Below are 16,093 nucleotides of genomic sequence, written 5' to 3'. Positions count from 1 at the left end.
CTCGCTCTCCTTTGGCATTGACCCCAAAATTACACACAAACTAACGCAAATCGGACAGGAATTCTTCCGTTTTGGATCAGAAAGGGTTGAGAGTTGGGAAACGTCTCAGGCGGCGGACGCGTTGACGCCGACTGATTGCAGGTAGCGCTTGATGTTGCGCGCGGCCTGGCGGAGGCGCTGTTCGTTCTCGACCATGGCGATCCGCACATAGCCTTCACCATTCTCGCCATAGCCGACCCCCGGCGCAACCGCGACCTGCGCCTGCGTGAGGAGCTGCTTCGAGAATTCGAGGCTTCCCATCGATTTCAGCGCGGGCGGCAACGGAGCCCAGGCGAACATCGAGGCAGGCGGCGGCGGGATCTCCCAACCGGCGCGGCCAAAGGCCTCCACCATTACGTCGCGGCGCTTGTGGTAAAGTTCGCGATTGGTTTCGATGATGTCCTGCGGGCCGTTCAATGCCGCACAGGCGGCGGCCTGAATCGGGGTAAAGGCGCCGTAATCGAGATAGGACTTCACCCGCGTCAGCGCCGCGATCAGCTGGCGGTTGCCGACCGCAAAGCCCATCCGCCAGCCGGCCATCGAATAGGTCTTCGACATCGAGGTGAATTCGATCGCGACATCCTTGGCACCCGGCACTTCCATGATCGAGCGCGTCGGCTTGCCGTCGAAATAGAGCTCGGAATAAGCGAGATCGCTGACGATCCAGACCTGATTCTCCTTCGCCCAGGCCACCAGCCGCTCGTAGAAGGGCAGCTCGACGGTCTCGGCCGTGGGGTTGGAAGGATAGCTCACCACCAGCACCGACGGGCGCGGGACGGTGTAGTTCATCGCCCGCTCGAGCGATTCCCAGTAATGTTCGTCCGGCGTGGTCGGCACCGAGCGGATCGTGGCGCCGGCGATAATGAAGCCGAAGGTGTGGATCGGGTAGGAGGGGTTGGGCGCCAGCACCACGTCGCCCGGCGCGATGATCGCGGTGGCGAGGCTCGAGAGGCCCTCCTTCGATCCCATCGTCACCACCACCTCGGTCTCGGGATCGAGCTCGACGCCGAAGCGGCGCGCGTAATAGCCCGCCTGCGCGCGGCGCAGGCCCGGGATGCCCTTGGACTGCGAATAGCCGTGCGCATCGGGCTTGGCCGCCACCTCGCACAGCTTGTCGATAACATGCTGCGGCGGAGGCTGGTCGGGGTTACCCATGCCGAGGTCGATGATGTCCTGCCCCGCAAGACGGGCGGCATGACGCATGGCATTGACCTCCGCGATCACATACGGGGGCATCCGCTTCATGCGATAGAACTGGTCATTCATGCTCGTCATTACCTTGTCTTGCGCGGGGTCGATGGCTGCCGCTGCATCCTCCCCTTGGCGAATATTGCTCTAGCAGGGAAGGGCGTTTTCGGCGAGTTACGAGCAAGACCGGCAAGCGACACGTTCAGCACAGTCCGGCGAATGAGGGATAAAGGCAGGCGATGGCACAGGATAACGACCTGATGGCAGCAGCGGGCGAGAGCCTAAAAGGCTTCTTCGATATGCAGGGCGAGGCCTTGCGGGAGATGATGGGTGGCAAGGCTCCCGAAGCGCTGATGGCAGGTGCTGGCCAGGCGGGCCTTGACCCTGCGGAGCTGACCGAATGGGCCGCCACCGCCGCACAGCTCCAGCAATTGTGGCTCGATTTCGCGACCCATCAGGCGCAGGCCGCAGCCGAGAAGGCGGCAAAGGGCAATCTGGCCGGTGCAGGGGCGAATATGCTCGACCCGGCGCAGTGGCTGGTCATGTCGCAGGCCATGCTGGGTCAGATGCCGAAGGGGATGCTCGAAGCGTCGGGCAAGCTGGTGCAGGATCAGATGCAGCTGTGGTCGGGCGTGATGCAGAGCTTTGCCGCCGGAGCCGTCGGGGGGAAAGCCGATGCGGCCCCTGACGCTGCCGCCCTCCCCCGTTCCGACCGCCGCTTCGCCGATCCCGCCTGGCGCGAGCATCCGGCCTTCCTGCTGCTTCACCAGACCTACCTGATGCTCGCCGATTACTTCCGGCAGGCGGTCAAGGGCATGGACGGGCTCGACAAGGCAAAGCGCCAGCAGCTCGAATTCGCAGTGACCGCGCTCGCCGAAGCGATGAGCCCGGACAACTTCCTTGCGCTCAATCCGGTGGTCTTGAAGCGCACGATGGAGACCAAGGGCGGCAATCTGGTGCGCGGGATGCAGCACCTCATCAATGACCTCAAGCGCGGGCAGCTGACCCACACCGACCCCAACGCCTTCCGGCTGGGCGAGAACCTTGCGGCTAGCCCCGGCAAGGTGGTGCACGAAACCCCGCTCTACCAGCTGATCCAGTATTCGCCTTCGACCGAGACCGTGCTGGACGTGCCGCTGGTGATCTTCCCGCCGTGGATCAATCGCTTCTACATTCTCGACCTGACGCCGAAGAAGAGCTTCATCAAGTGGGCGGTCGATCAGGGCATTTCGGTCTTCGTGGTCAGCTGGAAGAGCGCTGACGAGACCATGGGCGACATCGTGTGGGACGATTACATCCGCGCCCAGATCGAGGCGATCGACCATGTCCGCGCGCGTCTGGAGGTGCCCGCCGTCCACACCATCGGCTATTGCGTGGCGGGCACGACATTGGCAGCGACGCTGGCGGTGCTCCATCGCCGGGGCGAAGCGGACAAGGTCAAGTCGGCGACCTTCTTCACCGCGCAGGTCGATTTCGAGCGGGCGGGCGATCTCAAGAACTTCATCGACGAAGGCCAGCTCGAAATGATCGGGCAATTGTCGCCGCAGGGCTATCTCGACGGGCGCTATCTTGCGGCAGCGTTCAACGCGCTGCGCGGGCGCGACCTGATCTGGAACTACGTGGTCAACAATTACCTGCTGGGTGAGGATTACCCGGCCTTCGACCTGCTGCACTGGAACGGGGATGTCACCAACCTCCCCTCCAAATGGCACAATGCCTATCTGCGCGACCTCTACCGCGACAACAAGCTGGTGGTGCCCGACGCGCTGGAAGCCGACGGAACGCCGATCGACTTGCGCCGGGTTGCCACGCCCAGCTTCGTGCAGGCAGGGCGCGAGGATCATATCGCGCCGGCCGAAAGCGTGTGGCGGATCACACGGCACTTCACCGGGCCGATGGATTTCCTGCTCGCCGGATCGGGTCACATCGCAGGCGTGGTCAACCCGCCTGCTGCGGGCAAGTACCAGTACTGGGTCGGCGACAGCGCTGCGCCGTCATTGAAGGACTTCGTGGCGGGCGCGACCGAGCATCCGGGCAGCTGGTGGCCGCACTGGCTCGCATGGCTGCACAAGCAATCCGACGCCCGCGTGCCGGCGACCGGCAAGCGAGTCCCCGGCGGCCCGGACGACACCGTGATCGAGGACGCGCCGGGGCGCTATGTGAAGACGCGCTGAGGGGTTTCGTTCAGCGGGCGCAACCGACGCGGACAGCAAGTCTCTGAATCTGCAAGACTTTCTACATTTTTGTGCGCTGCACAAAAAAGCTTGACTTCGCATTCGCAATGCCTATTTTGTGCAGTGCAACATGAAGCGAGGTCGCCATGTCCGAAGTTGAGAACAATGCTGAAGTGAAGGCTCCCGTCGCTAAGATCGACGCGGCTGCCGAGAAGGCTTACGCCGAGGCTTCGGCCAAGACCGTCGAAGCGCCCGCAGCCCCCAAGGCTGCCGCTCCGGCTGTGAAGACCCCCGCAGCGCCCAAGCAGGCTCCGGTCGCCAAGAAGGCGCCGGTGGTCAAGAAGGCCGCTGCCAAGACCGTCAAGAAGAAGACGGCGACCAAGACCGCTCCGGTCAAGAAGCCGGTGCTGGCGAAGAAGGCTGCCGCCAAGACGAGCAAGCCCGCCGCGCCGAAGACCAACCCCGTCATCAAGATCAAGGATACCATCATGGCCACTGCCAAGAACGCCGACATCACCGCCACCGCCAAGACCGTCCTTGCCGACGTTCAGGCCCGTGCGAAGACCGCCGCCACCACCGCCTACGCCAAGGGCACCGAACTGACCGCCGAAGCGACCGAGTTCGCCAAGGCGAACGTTGAAGCTGTCGTGGAAAGCGGCAAGATCTTCGCGGCCGGTGCGCAGGAACTGCTCAAGGACAACATCGAAACCGGCAAGACCGTGTTCGAAACCGTCACCGAAGACGCCAAGAAGGTTGCTGCCGTCAAGTCGCCGACCGAGCTGTTCCAGCTGCAGGGCGAAATCGCCCGTCGCAACTTCGACGCGGTCGTCGCCTATGGCTCGAAGCGCACCGAAGCCTGGGTGAAGCTCTACAACGATGCCTTCGCCCCGATCTCGAACCGCGTCAGCGTCGCGGTCGAGAAGGCCAAGAAGGCGGCGTAAGCACTACGAATTCTCCGGCCGGGCCTCTCTCCTCTCTCTCCCAACCCGGTCCACGAGAGCGCGCCGCAAGGCGCCGGCCGGCCAGACGCAAGTCTGGCCGGCCTTTTTCTTGGCCAAGTCCGGGACAGGTATCGGGGTTGGGGGTGGGAACGCAGCCTGAAACAATTCCCACGCAACCGCTTGCACCTTCCCCAGCGAATCCCATAATGGAGGCTCATGCCAACCTGCGCCTTTCCCGATCTCGCCGAACTGGCCGAGCTGCCTTTGCCGCAGCCCGTGCCCGTGCGTGCGGGTGAGGATGACGATGGCGGCAAGGACGGCGACGGACAGGGTCAGGTCGGCATTGCCACCAAGACCCGCGCCAAGCCCAAGAAGCCAAGCCAGTACAAGGTGCTGATGCTCAATGACGACTACACCCCGATGGAATTCGTGGTGCTCGTGTTGAAGCGCTTCTTCGGCATGGATCTGGAGCAGGCGACCCGCGTGATGCTCCATGTCCACCAGCGCGGCGTGGGCGTGTGCGGGATCTTCACCTACGAAGTGGCCGAAACCAAGGTCAATCAGGTGATGGACTTCGCCCGCCAGAACCAGCACCCGCTGCAATGCACGCTCGAAAAGGCGTGAGCGCGCAGGCGTGACGCGCCAGCCGCACCACCCGCAGCCCGATCCGCCCGCGCCGGGCCAGGAAAGCGTCTGGGACTACCCCCGCCCCGCCATCGCCGAACCGACCGGGCGCCATATCGTTATCGTCCACAAGGGCGTGACCCTCGTCGATAGCCGCGCGGCATGGCGCACGCTCGAAACCTCGCACCCGCCGACCTATTACGTCCCGCAAACCGACATCGCGATGGGGCATCTTGTGCCCAATCCGGCGCGTTCGATCTGCGAATGGAAGGGACAGGCTTCCTATTGGGACGTCGTGATCGCGGGCGAACGGATTGCGCAGGCCGGGTGGAGCTACCCCGCCCCTACCCCCGCCTTTGCCGGGATCGCCGGGCACATCGCCTTCTATGCCGCCCCCTTCGATGAGGTGACCGTCGATGGCGAACAGGTCACGCCCCAACCCGGCGGCTTCTATGGCGGGTGGATCACCACGCGCGAGGCCGGGCCATTCAAGGGCGTTCCCGGCAGCCGGTTCTGGTAAATCCCCCGGTCATCCCGCCTCCCCCAGATTTGGGGGCATGACGCGCCGCCACGAAGCGGCTAGGGCAGCAGCACAAACGACGGAACGGCGGACGTGTTCAACACCATTCCCAGCATCGACCGCTATATCCTGCGGCTGACGATCGTGCCCATGCTGGGCGTGTTCGCGCTGGCGGCATCGCTGCTGATGCTAGACAAGATGCTGCGCCTGTTCGATTTCGTCGCGGTGGAGGGCGGGCCGGTGGGCATCGTCTTCAAGATGCTCGGCGCGCTGATCCCTGAATATGCCAGCCTCGCGATCCCGCTCGGGCTGTTGCTGGGCGTGCTGCTGGCGTTCCGCAAACTGGCAACTTCATCCGAATTGGACACGATGCGCGCGGTCGGGCTGTCGTATAACCGGCTGCTGCGGATGCCCTATCTCATCACGCTGGTGCTGGTCGCGGTCAATGTCGCGCTGGTGTTCTACGTCCAGCCGCTGAGCCGCTACTACTACGAGCAGATGGAGTATGATCTACGGTCGGGCGCGCTGGGTGCCTCGATCAAGGTCGGCGAATTCACCACGCTGGCAGATCGCATGGCCTTGCGGATCGAAGCCAGCGAGGACGAAGGCCGCAAGCTGATGGGCATTTTCGCCCGCGTGTCGAACAGCAAGGGTCAGGTGCTCTCGATCAGCGCACGCGAGGGGGCATTCCTTGCCACGCGCGACAATCCCGACACGATCATCCTGCGCCTGACCGAAGGCACGATCATTCAGGATACGGGCATGAAGGGCCAGACCCCGCGCGTGCTCAGCTTCAGCCGCCACGATCTGCCGATCGATCTGCCCGCGATCGAGAAATTCCGCGCCCGCGGCGATGCGACGCGCGAATATATCCTGCCCGAATTGCTGCGGATCGGCTGGAACAGCGATGCCGCGCCCCAGCAGCGCGACGCCAGCCTTGCCAGCTTCAACTTCCGGCTGGTCGAGATCGTGATGATGTTCCTGATGCCGCTGCTCGCAGTGGCGCTCGCGATTCCGCCCAAGCGATCGACCAGCGCGCTGGGCGTGTTCATCTCGATCGTGATGGTGGTCGCCTATCACAAGGTGAACCAGTACGGCGAGGACGTCGCCTCACTCGGCCGGCTCGATCCGATTCTCGCCTTCTGGGTGCCCTTCGTGCTGTTCGCCGGGCTGATCGTCTGGATGTATTACCGCGTCGCCTATGTCCCTGGCGGGCAGGCGATCGGCGCGCTGGAGATGGCCTTCGCCAAGCTGTCCAAGCGCATCGGCAAACTCTTCACCCGCCGCCGCCCGCGCATGGCCGGGCCTCTGGCCGAGGCAGCTCCGGCAGAGTAGGCGCACGGCAATGCAGCTCGACTTTTTCCCTTCGCGCACGCTGACGCTTTATCTGGCGAAGCTGTTTGTGGTGCGCATCCTTGCGGTGCTGATTATGCTGGTCGTGGTGCTGCTGGCGCTCGACCTGTTGTCGGAAACGGGCGACATTCTCGCCGCACCGGGCAACGGGCAGGCCGAGATCCTGCGCTATGCCAGCCTGCGCGTGCCGCAACTCGTCAGCCGCTTCCTGCCCTATTCGGTGCTGCTGGCAACGCTGATCACGCTGGTGACGCTGAACCAGAATTCCGAAGTCGTGGCGATGAAAGCGGCCGGGCTTTCGGCCCATCAGGTGCTCGCCCCGCTGCTGCTGACAGCGGCGGTGATCGCAGGCGTGAGCTTTGGCTTCAACGAGCGGATCGTGACCCGCGCCAATGCCACGATCAAGGCGTGGCAGGCGGCCGAATATGGCCCGATCCCCGAAGTGGAAAGCGGCGCATCAAGCGGCGTGAGATCGAACATCTACCTCACCGATGGCGACAATATCCTTGCCGCTTCAACCCTTACCGGATCGGGCAAGGACATCGTGCTGACCGGCGTGACCTGGTATGCGCGCGGGCCGGGCGGGATCATCCGCGAACAGGTGCGCTCCGCCCGCGCGACCTATGCTGCACCCGGCTGGCGGCTCGAAAACCCGGTCGCCTTCGACGTGGCGGGCGCGGTGACGCAAGCGCTGCCGGCACGGGTAGTGGGCGAAGCGCTGACGCCGGAGCGGATCATGCTCCAATCGGTCGATGTTGACGGGCAGAGCTTCTGGGAACTGGGCGAGAGCATTGCCGCCTATGATGCCGCCGGGCGCAACACCGACGAGATGCGCGCCAAGTGGTGGCACCGTTTGTCGGGGCCGCTCTCGGCGCTGCTGATGCCGCTTTTAGGCTCGATCGCCGCCTTCGGGCTGGCACGCTCGGGCCAGCTGTTCGTGCGTGCGATCATCGGGATGGCGCTGGGCTTTGCCTATTTCGTGGTCGACAATGCGGCGCTCGCCATGGGGAGCTTCGGCGGTTATCCGCCCTTCCTGGCCGCCTGGGCACCGTTCTTCCTGTTCCTGCTGGTCGGCGAAACGGTGCTGATCCGGACCGAAGAGTGAGCCGCGACTGGTCACTCCGCCTCGCGCGGGCGGAGGATGCCGCGGCGATGCCCGCCATCGAGCGCGCTGCGGCAGAAGCAGCCTTTTCGGGCGAGCCTTCGATCGACCCATCCCGCACCCGCTCTGCGGAGGACTACGCCCGCCTGATTCGCCGGGGGCACAGCCTTGTCGCGCACGTCGGCGAGGCGATGGCGGGCTTCCTTGTGGCCCAGCCCTTTTCCCGCGAACTCCACATCTGGGAGATGGACGTCGCCCCCGCCTCCCAGCGCCGCGGGATCGGGGCGGGGCTGGTGCGTGCGGCGATGATCGATGCGCGGAACACCGGCTTCAAGGCGCTCACCCTCACCACCTTCCGCGATCTGGCGTGGAACGCGCCGTTCTATGCGCGGCTCGGCTTCGAGGAAGTCACCGCGCTCGACGCCCATCCGCGCCTTGCGGGCGAACTCGCCAACGAGATCGACGACGGCCTACCCGCCGACCGCCGCTGCGCGATGATCTGCTTCTTGGATTAGAGCCACCTTCGGTGGCGCAGACCTCCCGCCCCGCCTCCCCACCCGGCCACCATAGCCTGATGGTATCATTGGTGGCTTCCGGCGTCGCCGGCCGCCTACAGCGGTGGGGAGGCGGGGCGGCCAAAGGGAAGGCAGGTCTGCATCGCGCATCAGCGCGACCAGAAATCAGCCCCGCTTGCCCATCGTGCTCCTGGCGATCCGCCCGACCAGCACCAGCATCCCCGGGTGGTTCGCGCCTTCATAGGTCGAGCCCGTTCCCAGCTCGCGCGCCAGACGGCGGTGGGCTTCGGGAAGGTCATGATAGGGCATAGACGGCATAAGATGGTGCAGCGCGTGATAGCGCAGGCCAACGGGCGCCCAAATCTCGGCAGCAAGGCCCGGCGGGGGGACGTTGACCGAATCGAGGAACTGCGCGGTCACCGTCATCGCCTCGCCCTCGTTCTCCCACAGATGCGCGACCAGCGTGCGCAGCTGGTTGAGCACCGCGGCGAGCGAGAGGATCGCCAGCGCTGTGGCGAGCGGCTCCCAGCCGAACACGAAGACGCTCGCGATCAGCGCAATGGCCCACAGGCTCGCGCCCGCTTCCTGCCAGCGCACCCGGCCGGCGAACTCGCCCTCGGGGGCTTTGCGGCGGAACTCGGGGTTGATCGAGAGCGACGAGAACCGCTCCCACACGAAGGTGCGCAGCGGCGGCACCAGCAGGCCGAGCGGATAAAGCACCCCGAAGCGAATGATCAGCGCCACCGGCAGCAGCATCGCCACCAGCACGAACAGCGGCAGGCTCCACGGCTTCATCAGCGCCAGCGGGAGGTATTCGGGATCCTCCACCGTGCCGTATTGCGTGCGCTTGTGGTGGATCACGTGGACGCCTTCATACATGAAGGAGGGCGTCAGCATCGGGATGCCGACGAGGATGTTCCACGCGGTGCGGAAACCGGGCAGCGCGTCGCGGTGGATGTGGGTCAGCTCGTGAATGAACATCAGCGCCCGGTAAAGCGCCAGTGCCGCGACCAGCCCGGCGGCGATTTTCACGGCCATGCTGGGCGAGGCGATCGCAACAGCAATCCCGGCATAGCCGACGCCCGCCGATACCAGCATATCGGGCCAGTAGATCGCGGGCCTCGCTTCCCCCAGCCCCTTGGTGAGGTCGCGCGCGGCGCGCAGCATCGCCTTGTCGTCCTCGGCCATGAACTGGGCGCGGGTCGCCTTGGGAACAGCCGTGCCGGGCTGGGCGGAAAGGGTCTGGTGCAAGGTCATTTCAGCGAATTCCTGTGGCTCGCCCTACCCGAAAATGGGTCGCTCGCCAAACGCGGGTTGTTGGTGACAGTGATCGATAGCCTTGCGCGATTGCCCTGCGCGCGACACAGACACCTTGATCAACCGCAAATACGAAGGAAGCGGCGTGACGGATGAGGCAACCCGCATGGCTCAGATAGTTATCGAACCGGTCACCGACAAGCGCGGCCGGGAGGCCTTCGTCGATCTGGGCCGCGCCTTCTCCGACCGGCTGGAGCATTTCGTTCCCCAGATCCGCGCCGAACAGATTGAGCTGGTCGATCCGGCCAAGAACCCCTTTTTCGGCCACGCGCGGGTGCAGCTGTTCATTGCCAGGCAGGGCGGCAAGCCGGTCGGGCGAATTTCGGCGCATATCGACGAGCTCGCGCTCGCCATGCCGGCAGACCAGGGATTTGGCCCCGGCACCGGCTTCTTCGGCTATTTCGATGCCGAGGACGAGGCCGTCGCGCGCGCGCTGCTGACGGCGGCAGAAGGCTGGCTGGCAGGGCAGGGCATGACCCGCGTGCTCGGCCCGATCTCGCTATCGATCTGGGAAGAGCCGGGCCTGCTGGTGCGCGGGCAAGACCACGCGCCGATGCTACTGATGGGCCACCACCCGGCGCATTATGCCGGCTGGATCGAGGCGGCAGGCTATGGCCGCGCCAAGACGCTCTATACCTATGATCTCGACATCACCCGGCCCTTCCCCCCGCTGGTGCAGCGGATCGTGCAATCGGGACACAAGAATGCGCGCATCACGATACGGCAGGTGCGCAAGAAGGATTGGGACAGCGAGGTCGCGACCATCCTCGGCATCCTCAACGATGCCTGGTCGGACAACTGGGGCTTTGTCCCCTTCACCCCGGCCGAAGTCGCCTATGCGGGCAAGAAGCTGCGCCCGCTGATTTTCGAAGAGCTCAACATGATCGCCGAGCTGGACGGGCGCCCGGTGGCGTTCATGCTCACATGGCCCGACATCAACGCCGCGCTGGCGAAGATCAGGGGCAAGCTGTTTCCCTTCGGCTGGATCACCATGCTGCGCTGGCTGCGCCACCCCAAGGGTGCCGGGATGCGCGTGCCGCTGATGGGCGTGCTCAAGGAGTTCCACTCCAGCCGCCTCGCCAGCCAGCTGGCCTTCATGATGATCGAGGCGATCCGCGTTCAGGCGAACGAGAAATTCGCCTCGACCCGCGGGGAGATCGGCTGGATCCTCGACGACAATCAGGGAATGGTCGCGATTGCCGACACGATCCAGAGCACAATCAACCGCGAATATGTGATCTACGAGCGAAAGCTTGGTTGAGCGGGTTCGCTGACGCGAACCGCAGACCTCCCCACTATTTGGCCGCCCCGCCTCGGAGTCTTTGTTTGCGGGTTCGCTGACGCGAACCGCAGACCTCCCACCCCGCCTCCCCACCCGGCCACCAAGAATACCATTACGGTATGGTGGCCGGGTGGGGAGGCGGGGCGGGAGGTCTGCGTCGTGCGCCAGCACGACCAACGAAAAAAGGCCTCCGTTGCGTAAGCAACGGAGGCCTTTCGGGATCGTATCACCAGCCGCTTGGACGGGAGGGGGGTCTCGGCGGTGACAACGGGATAATGATCAGACCCGAACGCGGTTCCCGGGCATCCGAAAATTTTTTTCGCCCTTACGGAAACCGCAGCAAACTTGCGCGATTCCAGCAATTTGCGAGATTGAGGCGACGGGGCGGCGGGGAACCGCTATGCCCCGAATCGGTAGTCTCTGCAGACCAGCGAAAGGTGTCCCATGTCACTCGCCAGCCAGATCGCGGCTCATCTGCCGTTCCTGCGCCGCTACGCGCGTGCGCTGACCGGATCACAGGCGAGCGGCGATGCTTTCGTGCGCGAAATGCTCGAAGCGGTGCTGGCCGATGCCGATCTGATGGCGAGCCTCGCTGGCGGGCGGGTGCCGCTCTACCGCGCCTTCAGCAAGGTCTGGGCGAGCGCCTCCGGCCCGGTCGCCACAGGCGCGGTCGCAAGCGAACACGAAGCTGGCGCGCAGGCCCGGCTGGGCGCCATCACCCCGCCCGCACGACAGGCGCTTCTGCTCACCACGCTTGAGGATTTCACCACCGCCGAGGCGGCGGCGATCCTCGAACGCACGCCCGAAGAGATTGCAGCGCTGGTGGCCGAAGCGATCGCCGAGATCGAACGCGAGCAGACCACCAGCGTCCTCATCATCGAGGATGAACCGCTGATCGCGATGCAGCTCGAAGACCTTGTCTCCAGTCTCGGCCACACCGTCAGCGGCACCGCCGCAACCCGCACCCAGGCCCGCACCGCCGTGGCCGAGGCGATGCCGGGTCTGGTGCTGGCCGACATTCAGCTGGCCGATGGTTCCTCCGGCCTTGATGCGGTGGACGATATTCTCAGCGTCGGCGCGATGCCGGTGATCTTCATCACCGCCTATCCCGAACGCCTGCTGACCGGCGACCGGCCCGAGCCGACCTATCTGGTCACCAAACCGTTCCAGGAAGCGACGGTGCGTGCAGCGATCAGCCAGGCGCTGTTCTTCGGATCGACCAGGCCGCTTTGATTTTCGGCCACCTTCGGTGGCGCAGACCTCCCGCCCCGCCTCCCCACCCGGCCACCATAGCCTGATGGTATCATTGGTGGCTTCCGGCGTCGCCGGCCGCCTACAGCGGTGGGGAGGCGGGGCGGCCAAAGGGAAGGCAGGTCTGCATCGCGCGTCAGCGCGATCGCAAAATCACGGCTTCACCACCCGCCGATCCGCGTCCTTCTCGCGAATCCGGAAGTCTGCCGGTCGCCGGACGGGCACCCGCAGCACGCAGCGCACGCCGGTGATCGCGAAATCGAGTGTCACCGGCTGACGCAACTCGTGAGCCACGACCTTCTCGATCAGTTCGGTGCCGAACCCGCGGCGGCGCTGCTGGGCGACCGGCGGCCCTCCGGTTTCCTGCCATTCGACCTCGGCCCAACTGGTTTCGGCCTGCGCATCATCGCCGCGCCGCCAGCGGATAGTGACCTTGCCGCCCGGCACGCTCAGCGCGCCATATTTGGCGGCATTGGTGGCGAGTTCATGCACCGCCAGGCCAAAGGACAGCGCATCATTGGGCGCCAGTTCCAGATCATCCCCTTCGAGCAGGATCGCATCGCCCAGCGCCTCGCGGAAATGCTGCAACTCCGCCTCGATCACCGCGCGGATCGGGGTCGTGCCCCAATCGGTAACGGTCAGAAGGTCATGCGTTGCCGAAAGCGCGCGGATGCGGCCCTCGAGGCTGTCGGCGAAATCATCCAGCCCGCTCGCCCGGCGGCGGGTCAGCGACAGGATCGACAGCACATTCGCCAGCGTGTTCTTGACCCGGTGATTGAGCTCGCGGGTCAGCGAATTGCGGATCGAGTGCTGTTCTTCAAAGAACGCCAGCCGCGCCTGATCCTCGAAGGCCTGCTGGGTCAGCAGGCGGGCGAGCAGCATCAGCAGGCTGGCAAGGGCAAGGCCGAACATCAGCGTCACCATCGACAAGGGCGAGAGCACCTGCGCGTCGGCGGTTTCGATCACCAGCATCAGCTTGCGGTCGGCGATGGTGACTTCCTGCTCGACCGTCTGCTTCGCATCGCCTGCGATCGAGTGTGCGACCAGCAGGTGCCCGGTCGACACCTCGCCATCGTAGAGCCGCACGCCGAAGCGCCCCTGCCCTTCGCGGTCGATGGCGGCATCGAGGAATTCGCGCGCGCGGAACGGAGTGTAGACAAAGCCCAGCAGCCGCCGCTCGTCCTGCGATCCGGCAAGGCGGAAGACCGGCATATAGATCGCAAAGGCAGGCGCAGTGCCGCTGGTTTCCTGCCGCAGCACGATCCGGCCCGACGCGGCCGGGCGCAGCGTCACCTCGGCCTCGGCCATGGCGGCAGCGCGGGCGGCGTCGGAATACATATCATAGCCCAGCGCGCGGCGGTTAAGCGGGGTCGCAGGCGCGAACATCGTCACGGGTGCGATCCGGCTGGTGCCGCTGCTGGGGGCGGGGAAGATATCGGGGAAGTCGGGCTGGCGCGCGCGGGTGCTCCGCAGGAAGCTGTCCAGATCGCGCGCCTCGATCACCGGGATCCAGCCGATCCCCTCCGCCCCGGAATATTCGGTGTTGAGCTTCAGCGCCCGCACAAAGTTGTCGAAGGTCGCCGGACTGACCTCGTCGAGACTGGCAAACAGCGCGGCGCCGGCGCGAAGGTAGGAGGAAAACCCGCTCCCGCTGCGATCCAATGCCGCGGCCACGCCTTGCGCATATTCGCGCATCACTGCGCGTTCGCGGGCGCGGGCGTTGCTTTCGATCGCGAAGACGCTGAGCGCGGTGATTGCCACCAGCGCGAAGAAGATCACCAGCGGCACCGCGCGCGGATACATCACCAGCCAGCGCCGCGCCCGGCCCGACGAAGTCGGCGGCGGAGGGGCCGCCGGGTCAAGATCAGGGGAGATGACAAGCGGGTCGATGATGCGAAAATCCTGTCGGGCCGTGGCACAAAGCGGGACGCGAGAGCCGGTGCCGGAACCAAACTGGTAGCGCATCGTTCCCGAATCGTCCAAACTCGGCTCCTGAGGGTCTCGGCCGATGGCAAGTTGTCCGGCCTCAGCAGGCGATGACAGCCCCTTTCTGCGGGGCGGGGACAACGGGATCAGGGACAAGACCACAGCATCATGGCCGCGAATCACACACAGGGTGGCAGCAATGGCGGAGGCGACGACAGCGCCCCGCGTCGCCCGCCCGAATGGGCCGATGGGCTGAAGCAGCTCTATGATCAGGTGGTCGAGGAAGCCCTGCCCGACAGTTTCAAGGATCTGCTCGACCGGCTCGACAGCATCGATCCCGCGCGTGGCAAGCGCGGGGCCGCGCCATCTGCGGATGGCTCGGACACGAGCCAATGAGCGACGACCGCCCCACTGGCGACAGGCGCTCGGCCGCCGAAAAATCCGATTTCAAGCGTGAGCTGACCGAGGTGGTGCCGCACCTGCGCGCCTTTGCGCGCGGGCTGTGCGGGCGGCCCGATCTGGCCGATGATCTGGTGCAGGAAACGCTGCTGAAGGCCTGGGCCGCGCAAGACCGGTTCGAGCCCGGCACCTCGATGCGCGCCTGGACCTTCGTGATCCTGCGCAACGCCTATCTCACCGATATGCGCCGCAACCGCTTCCGCGGCGAGTATGACGAGGGCGTGGCCGAACGCATCCTCACCGCGCCTGCCGGTCAGGAAGAACCGATCCACCTGAGCGATCTGCACCGCGCGCTGCTGACCCTGCCCGCCGAACGGCGCGAGGCGCTGCTGCTGGTGGGCGCAGGCGGGTTTTCCTACGAGGAAGCCGCCGCGATCTGCGGCTGCGCTGTCGGCACGATCAAGAGCCGGGTGGGCCGCGCCCGCGCCGCGCTGACCGAAATGCTCGCCAACGGCAGCATCCCGCGCCGATCAAGCGACGACGACGTGGCGCACGCCGCGATCCTCGAAGAGCTGGACACCGTGGCTTCGGGCAACGGTGTGAGTTCGCGGGACTGAGTTACCATGCCCGCTCCGGACTTGATCCGGGGCCCAGCTTTCTCTTTCCCGCGCAAAGGCAGCGGGGTCCCGGGTCAAGCCCGGAACGAGGACGAAAAAAGGCCCGAGGGATCGCTCCCCCGGGCCTTCTTCATTCACATCCCGAAGAAATCAGGCGTAAGTCCACACCGTGCCGCGCGCGAGGTTCTCGCTCGCGAAGGCCCAGTTGAGCTTGGTTTCGACCACGGCATCCAGATAGGCCGGACGCTTGTTCTGGTGATCGAGGTAGTAGGCGTGCTCCCACACGTCGAGCACCAGCAGCGGGTTCATGCCCTTGTCGGCGAGCGTATCGGCATCGTGGGTTTCCTCGATCGAAAGCTTGCCGTCCTTCTCGGCCAGCCACACCCAGCCGGAGGCGAAGTGGCCCACGCCGCGATCCTTGAGCTGCTGCTTGAGGGCATCGACCGAGCCGAACGCCTCGTCGATCTTGGCGGCGAGTTCCGCCGAGGCTTCGGTCGTCTCGGCGGCCATCGAGTGCCAGTAGAACATATGGTTCCAGGTCTGGGCGGCGTTGTTGAACAGGCCCTGATTGGTCCCGCGCGAGGCCGCGACGATCTCTTCGAGCGACTTCGATTCGTGCTCGGTGCCGGCGATCGCGGCGTTCATCTTGTCGACATAGGTCTGGTGATGCTTGCCGTAGTGGAACGACAGCGTCTCGGCCGAAATCGCCGGTTCAAGCGCGGTGTCGGCATAGGGAAGCGGGGAAAGTGCGAAAGCCATGGGTCGTCCTCCAAAAGGGCTGGGGTGGATGCTCTATCTGTCGGTAACGCAAATGCGCACGAAGGGTTGCACGTTCAAGACGCAGA

General features: G+C 65.2%; 15 protein-coding genes. 11 read left to right on the top strand and 4 right to left on the bottom strand.

Annotation, left to right across the window (positions count from 1 at the left end; all coding sequences use genetic code 11):
- Nucleotides 1-105: 105 nt before the first annotated feature.
- On the bottom strand, nt 106-1,305 hold the full coding sequence (locus tag PS060_RS08215; RefSeq protein ID WP_273986891.1) for an LL-diaminopimelate aminotransferase: 1,200 nt from the start codon (nt 1,303-1,305) through the stop codon (nt 106-108).
- 161 nt (nt 1,306-1,466) lie between these two features.
- Here PS060_RS08215 and PS060_RS08210 point away from each other — a divergent pair, with 161 nt between their 5' ends.
- The 7 genes from PS060_RS08210 (at nt 1,467) to PS060_RS08180 (ending at nt 8,456) form a co-directional block, all read left to right on the top strand.
- On the top strand, nt 1,467-3,401 hold the full coding sequence (locus tag PS060_RS08210) for a PHA/PHB synthase family protein (protein WP_273986765.1): 1,935 nt from the start codon (nt 1,467-1,469) through the stop codon (nt 3,399-3,401).
- 146 nt (nt 3,402-3,547) lie between these two features.
- Nucleotides 3,548-4,342 carry a phasin family protein gene (locus tag PS060_RS08205; RefSeq protein WP_273986764.1) on the top strand — a complete coding sequence of 265 codons (795 nt, stop codon included), beginning with the start codon at nt 3,548-3,550 and terminating at the stop codon, nt 4,340-4,342.
- 216 nt (nt 4,343-4,558) lie between these two features.
- Nucleotides 4,559-4,966, top strand: coding sequence for an ATP-dependent Clp protease adapter ClpS (gene clpS, locus PS060_RS08200; protein ID WP_443112410.1), 408 nt, complete (start codon nt 4,559-4,561; stop codon nt 4,964-4,966).
- A 10-nt stretch (nt 4,967-4,976) separates the two neighbouring features.
- Nucleotides 4,977-5,486, top strand: a complete 510-nt coding sequence (locus PS060_RS08195; RefSeq protein WP_273986763.1) for a DUF427 domain-containing protein — start codon at nt 4,977-4,979, stop codon at nt 5,484-5,486.
- Between the two features lie 93 nt (nt 5,487-5,579).
- On the top strand, nt 5,580-6,821 hold the full coding sequence (locus tag PS060_RS08190) for an LptF/LptG family permease (RefSeq protein WP_273986761.1): 1,242 nt from the start codon (nt 5,580-5,582) through the stop codon (nt 6,819-6,821).
- A 10-nt stretch (nt 6,822-6,831) separates the two neighbouring features.
- Entirely contained in the window at nt 6,832-7,944 is a 1,113-nt protein-coding gene (lptG, locus tag PS060_RS08185; protein ID WP_273986760.1) for an LPS export ABC transporter permease LptG, read from the top strand.
- A gap of 47 nt (nt 7,945-7,991) precedes the next feature.
- Nucleotides 7,992-8,456 carry a GNAT family N-acetyltransferase gene (locus tag PS060_RS08180; RefSeq protein ID WP_273986759.1) on the top strand — a complete coding sequence of 155 codons (465 nt, stop codon included), beginning with the start codon at nt 7,992-7,994 and terminating at the stop codon, nt 8,454-8,456.
- Between the two features lie 165 nt (nt 8,457-8,621).
- Here PS060_RS08180 and PS060_RS08175 read toward each other — a convergent pair whose 3' ends face one another.
- On the bottom strand, nt 8,622-9,713 hold the full coding sequence (locus PS060_RS08175; RefSeq protein ID WP_273986758.1) for a fatty acid desaturase family protein: 1,092 nt from the start codon (nt 9,711-9,713) through the stop codon (nt 8,622-8,624).
- Between the two features lie 166 nt (nt 9,714-9,879).
- Here PS060_RS08175 and PS060_RS08170 point away from each other — a divergent pair, with 166 nt between their 5' ends.
- Entirely contained in the window at nt 9,880-11,034 is a 1,155-nt protein-coding gene (locus tag PS060_RS08170) for an N-acetyltransferase (RefSeq protein WP_273986756.1), read from the top strand.
- A gap of 465 nt (nt 11,035-11,499) precedes the next feature.
- Nucleotides 11,500-12,288 (top strand): response regulator, encoded by a 789-nt coding sequence (locus PS060_RS08165; protein ID WP_273986754.1) that lies wholly within the window; start codon nt 11,500-11,502, stop codon nt 12,286-12,288.
- Nucleotides 12,289-12,459: 171 nt separating this feature from the next.
- Here PS060_RS08165 and PS060_RS08160 read toward each other — a convergent pair whose 3' ends face one another.
- On the bottom strand, nt 12,460-14,289 hold the full coding sequence (locus PS060_RS08160) for a CHASE domain-containing protein (RefSeq protein ID WP_273986751.1): 1,830 nt from the start codon (nt 14,287-14,289) through the stop codon (nt 12,460-12,462).
- A 111-nt stretch (nt 14,290-14,400) separates the two neighbouring features.
- Here PS060_RS08160 and PS060_RS08155 point away from each other — a divergent pair, with 111 nt between their 5' ends.
- Together PS060_RS08155 and PS060_RS08150 are read left to right on the top strand one after the other, a co-directional pair.
- A complete protein-coding gene (locus PS060_RS08155; RefSeq protein ID WP_273986750.1) occupies nt 14,401-14,628 on the top strand; it encodes a NepR family anti-sigma factor in 228 nt (75 codons plus the stop codon).
- Entirely contained in the window at nt 14,625-15,248 is a 624-nt protein-coding gene (locus PS060_RS08150; RefSeq protein ID WP_273986749.1) for a sigma-70 family RNA polymerase sigma factor, read from the top strand. The genes PS060_RS08155 and PS060_RS08150 overlap by 4 nt, the downstream gene beginning before the upstream one ends.
- Nucleotides 15,249-15,398: 150 nt before the next feature.
- Here PS060_RS08150 and PS060_RS08145 read toward each other — a convergent pair whose 3' ends face one another.
- Nucleotides 15,399-16,007: a superoxide dismutase gene (locus PS060_RS08145; RefSeq protein ID WP_273986748.1), complete on the bottom strand. Its 609-nt coding sequence runs from the start codon at nt 16,005-16,007 to the stop codon at nt 15,399-15,401.
- Between the last annotated feature and the right edge of the window lie 86 nt (nt 16,008-16,093).

It is taken from the genome of Erythrobacter sp. BLCC-B19 (genome assembly GCF_028621955.1).
Taxonomy (GTDB): Bacteria; Pseudomonadota; Alphaproteobacteria; order Sphingomonadales; family Sphingomonadaceae; genus Erythrobacter.
The sequence above is the reverse complement of the archived record's forward strand: the minus strand, read 5'-3'. Positions and strand labels throughout refer to the sequence as shown.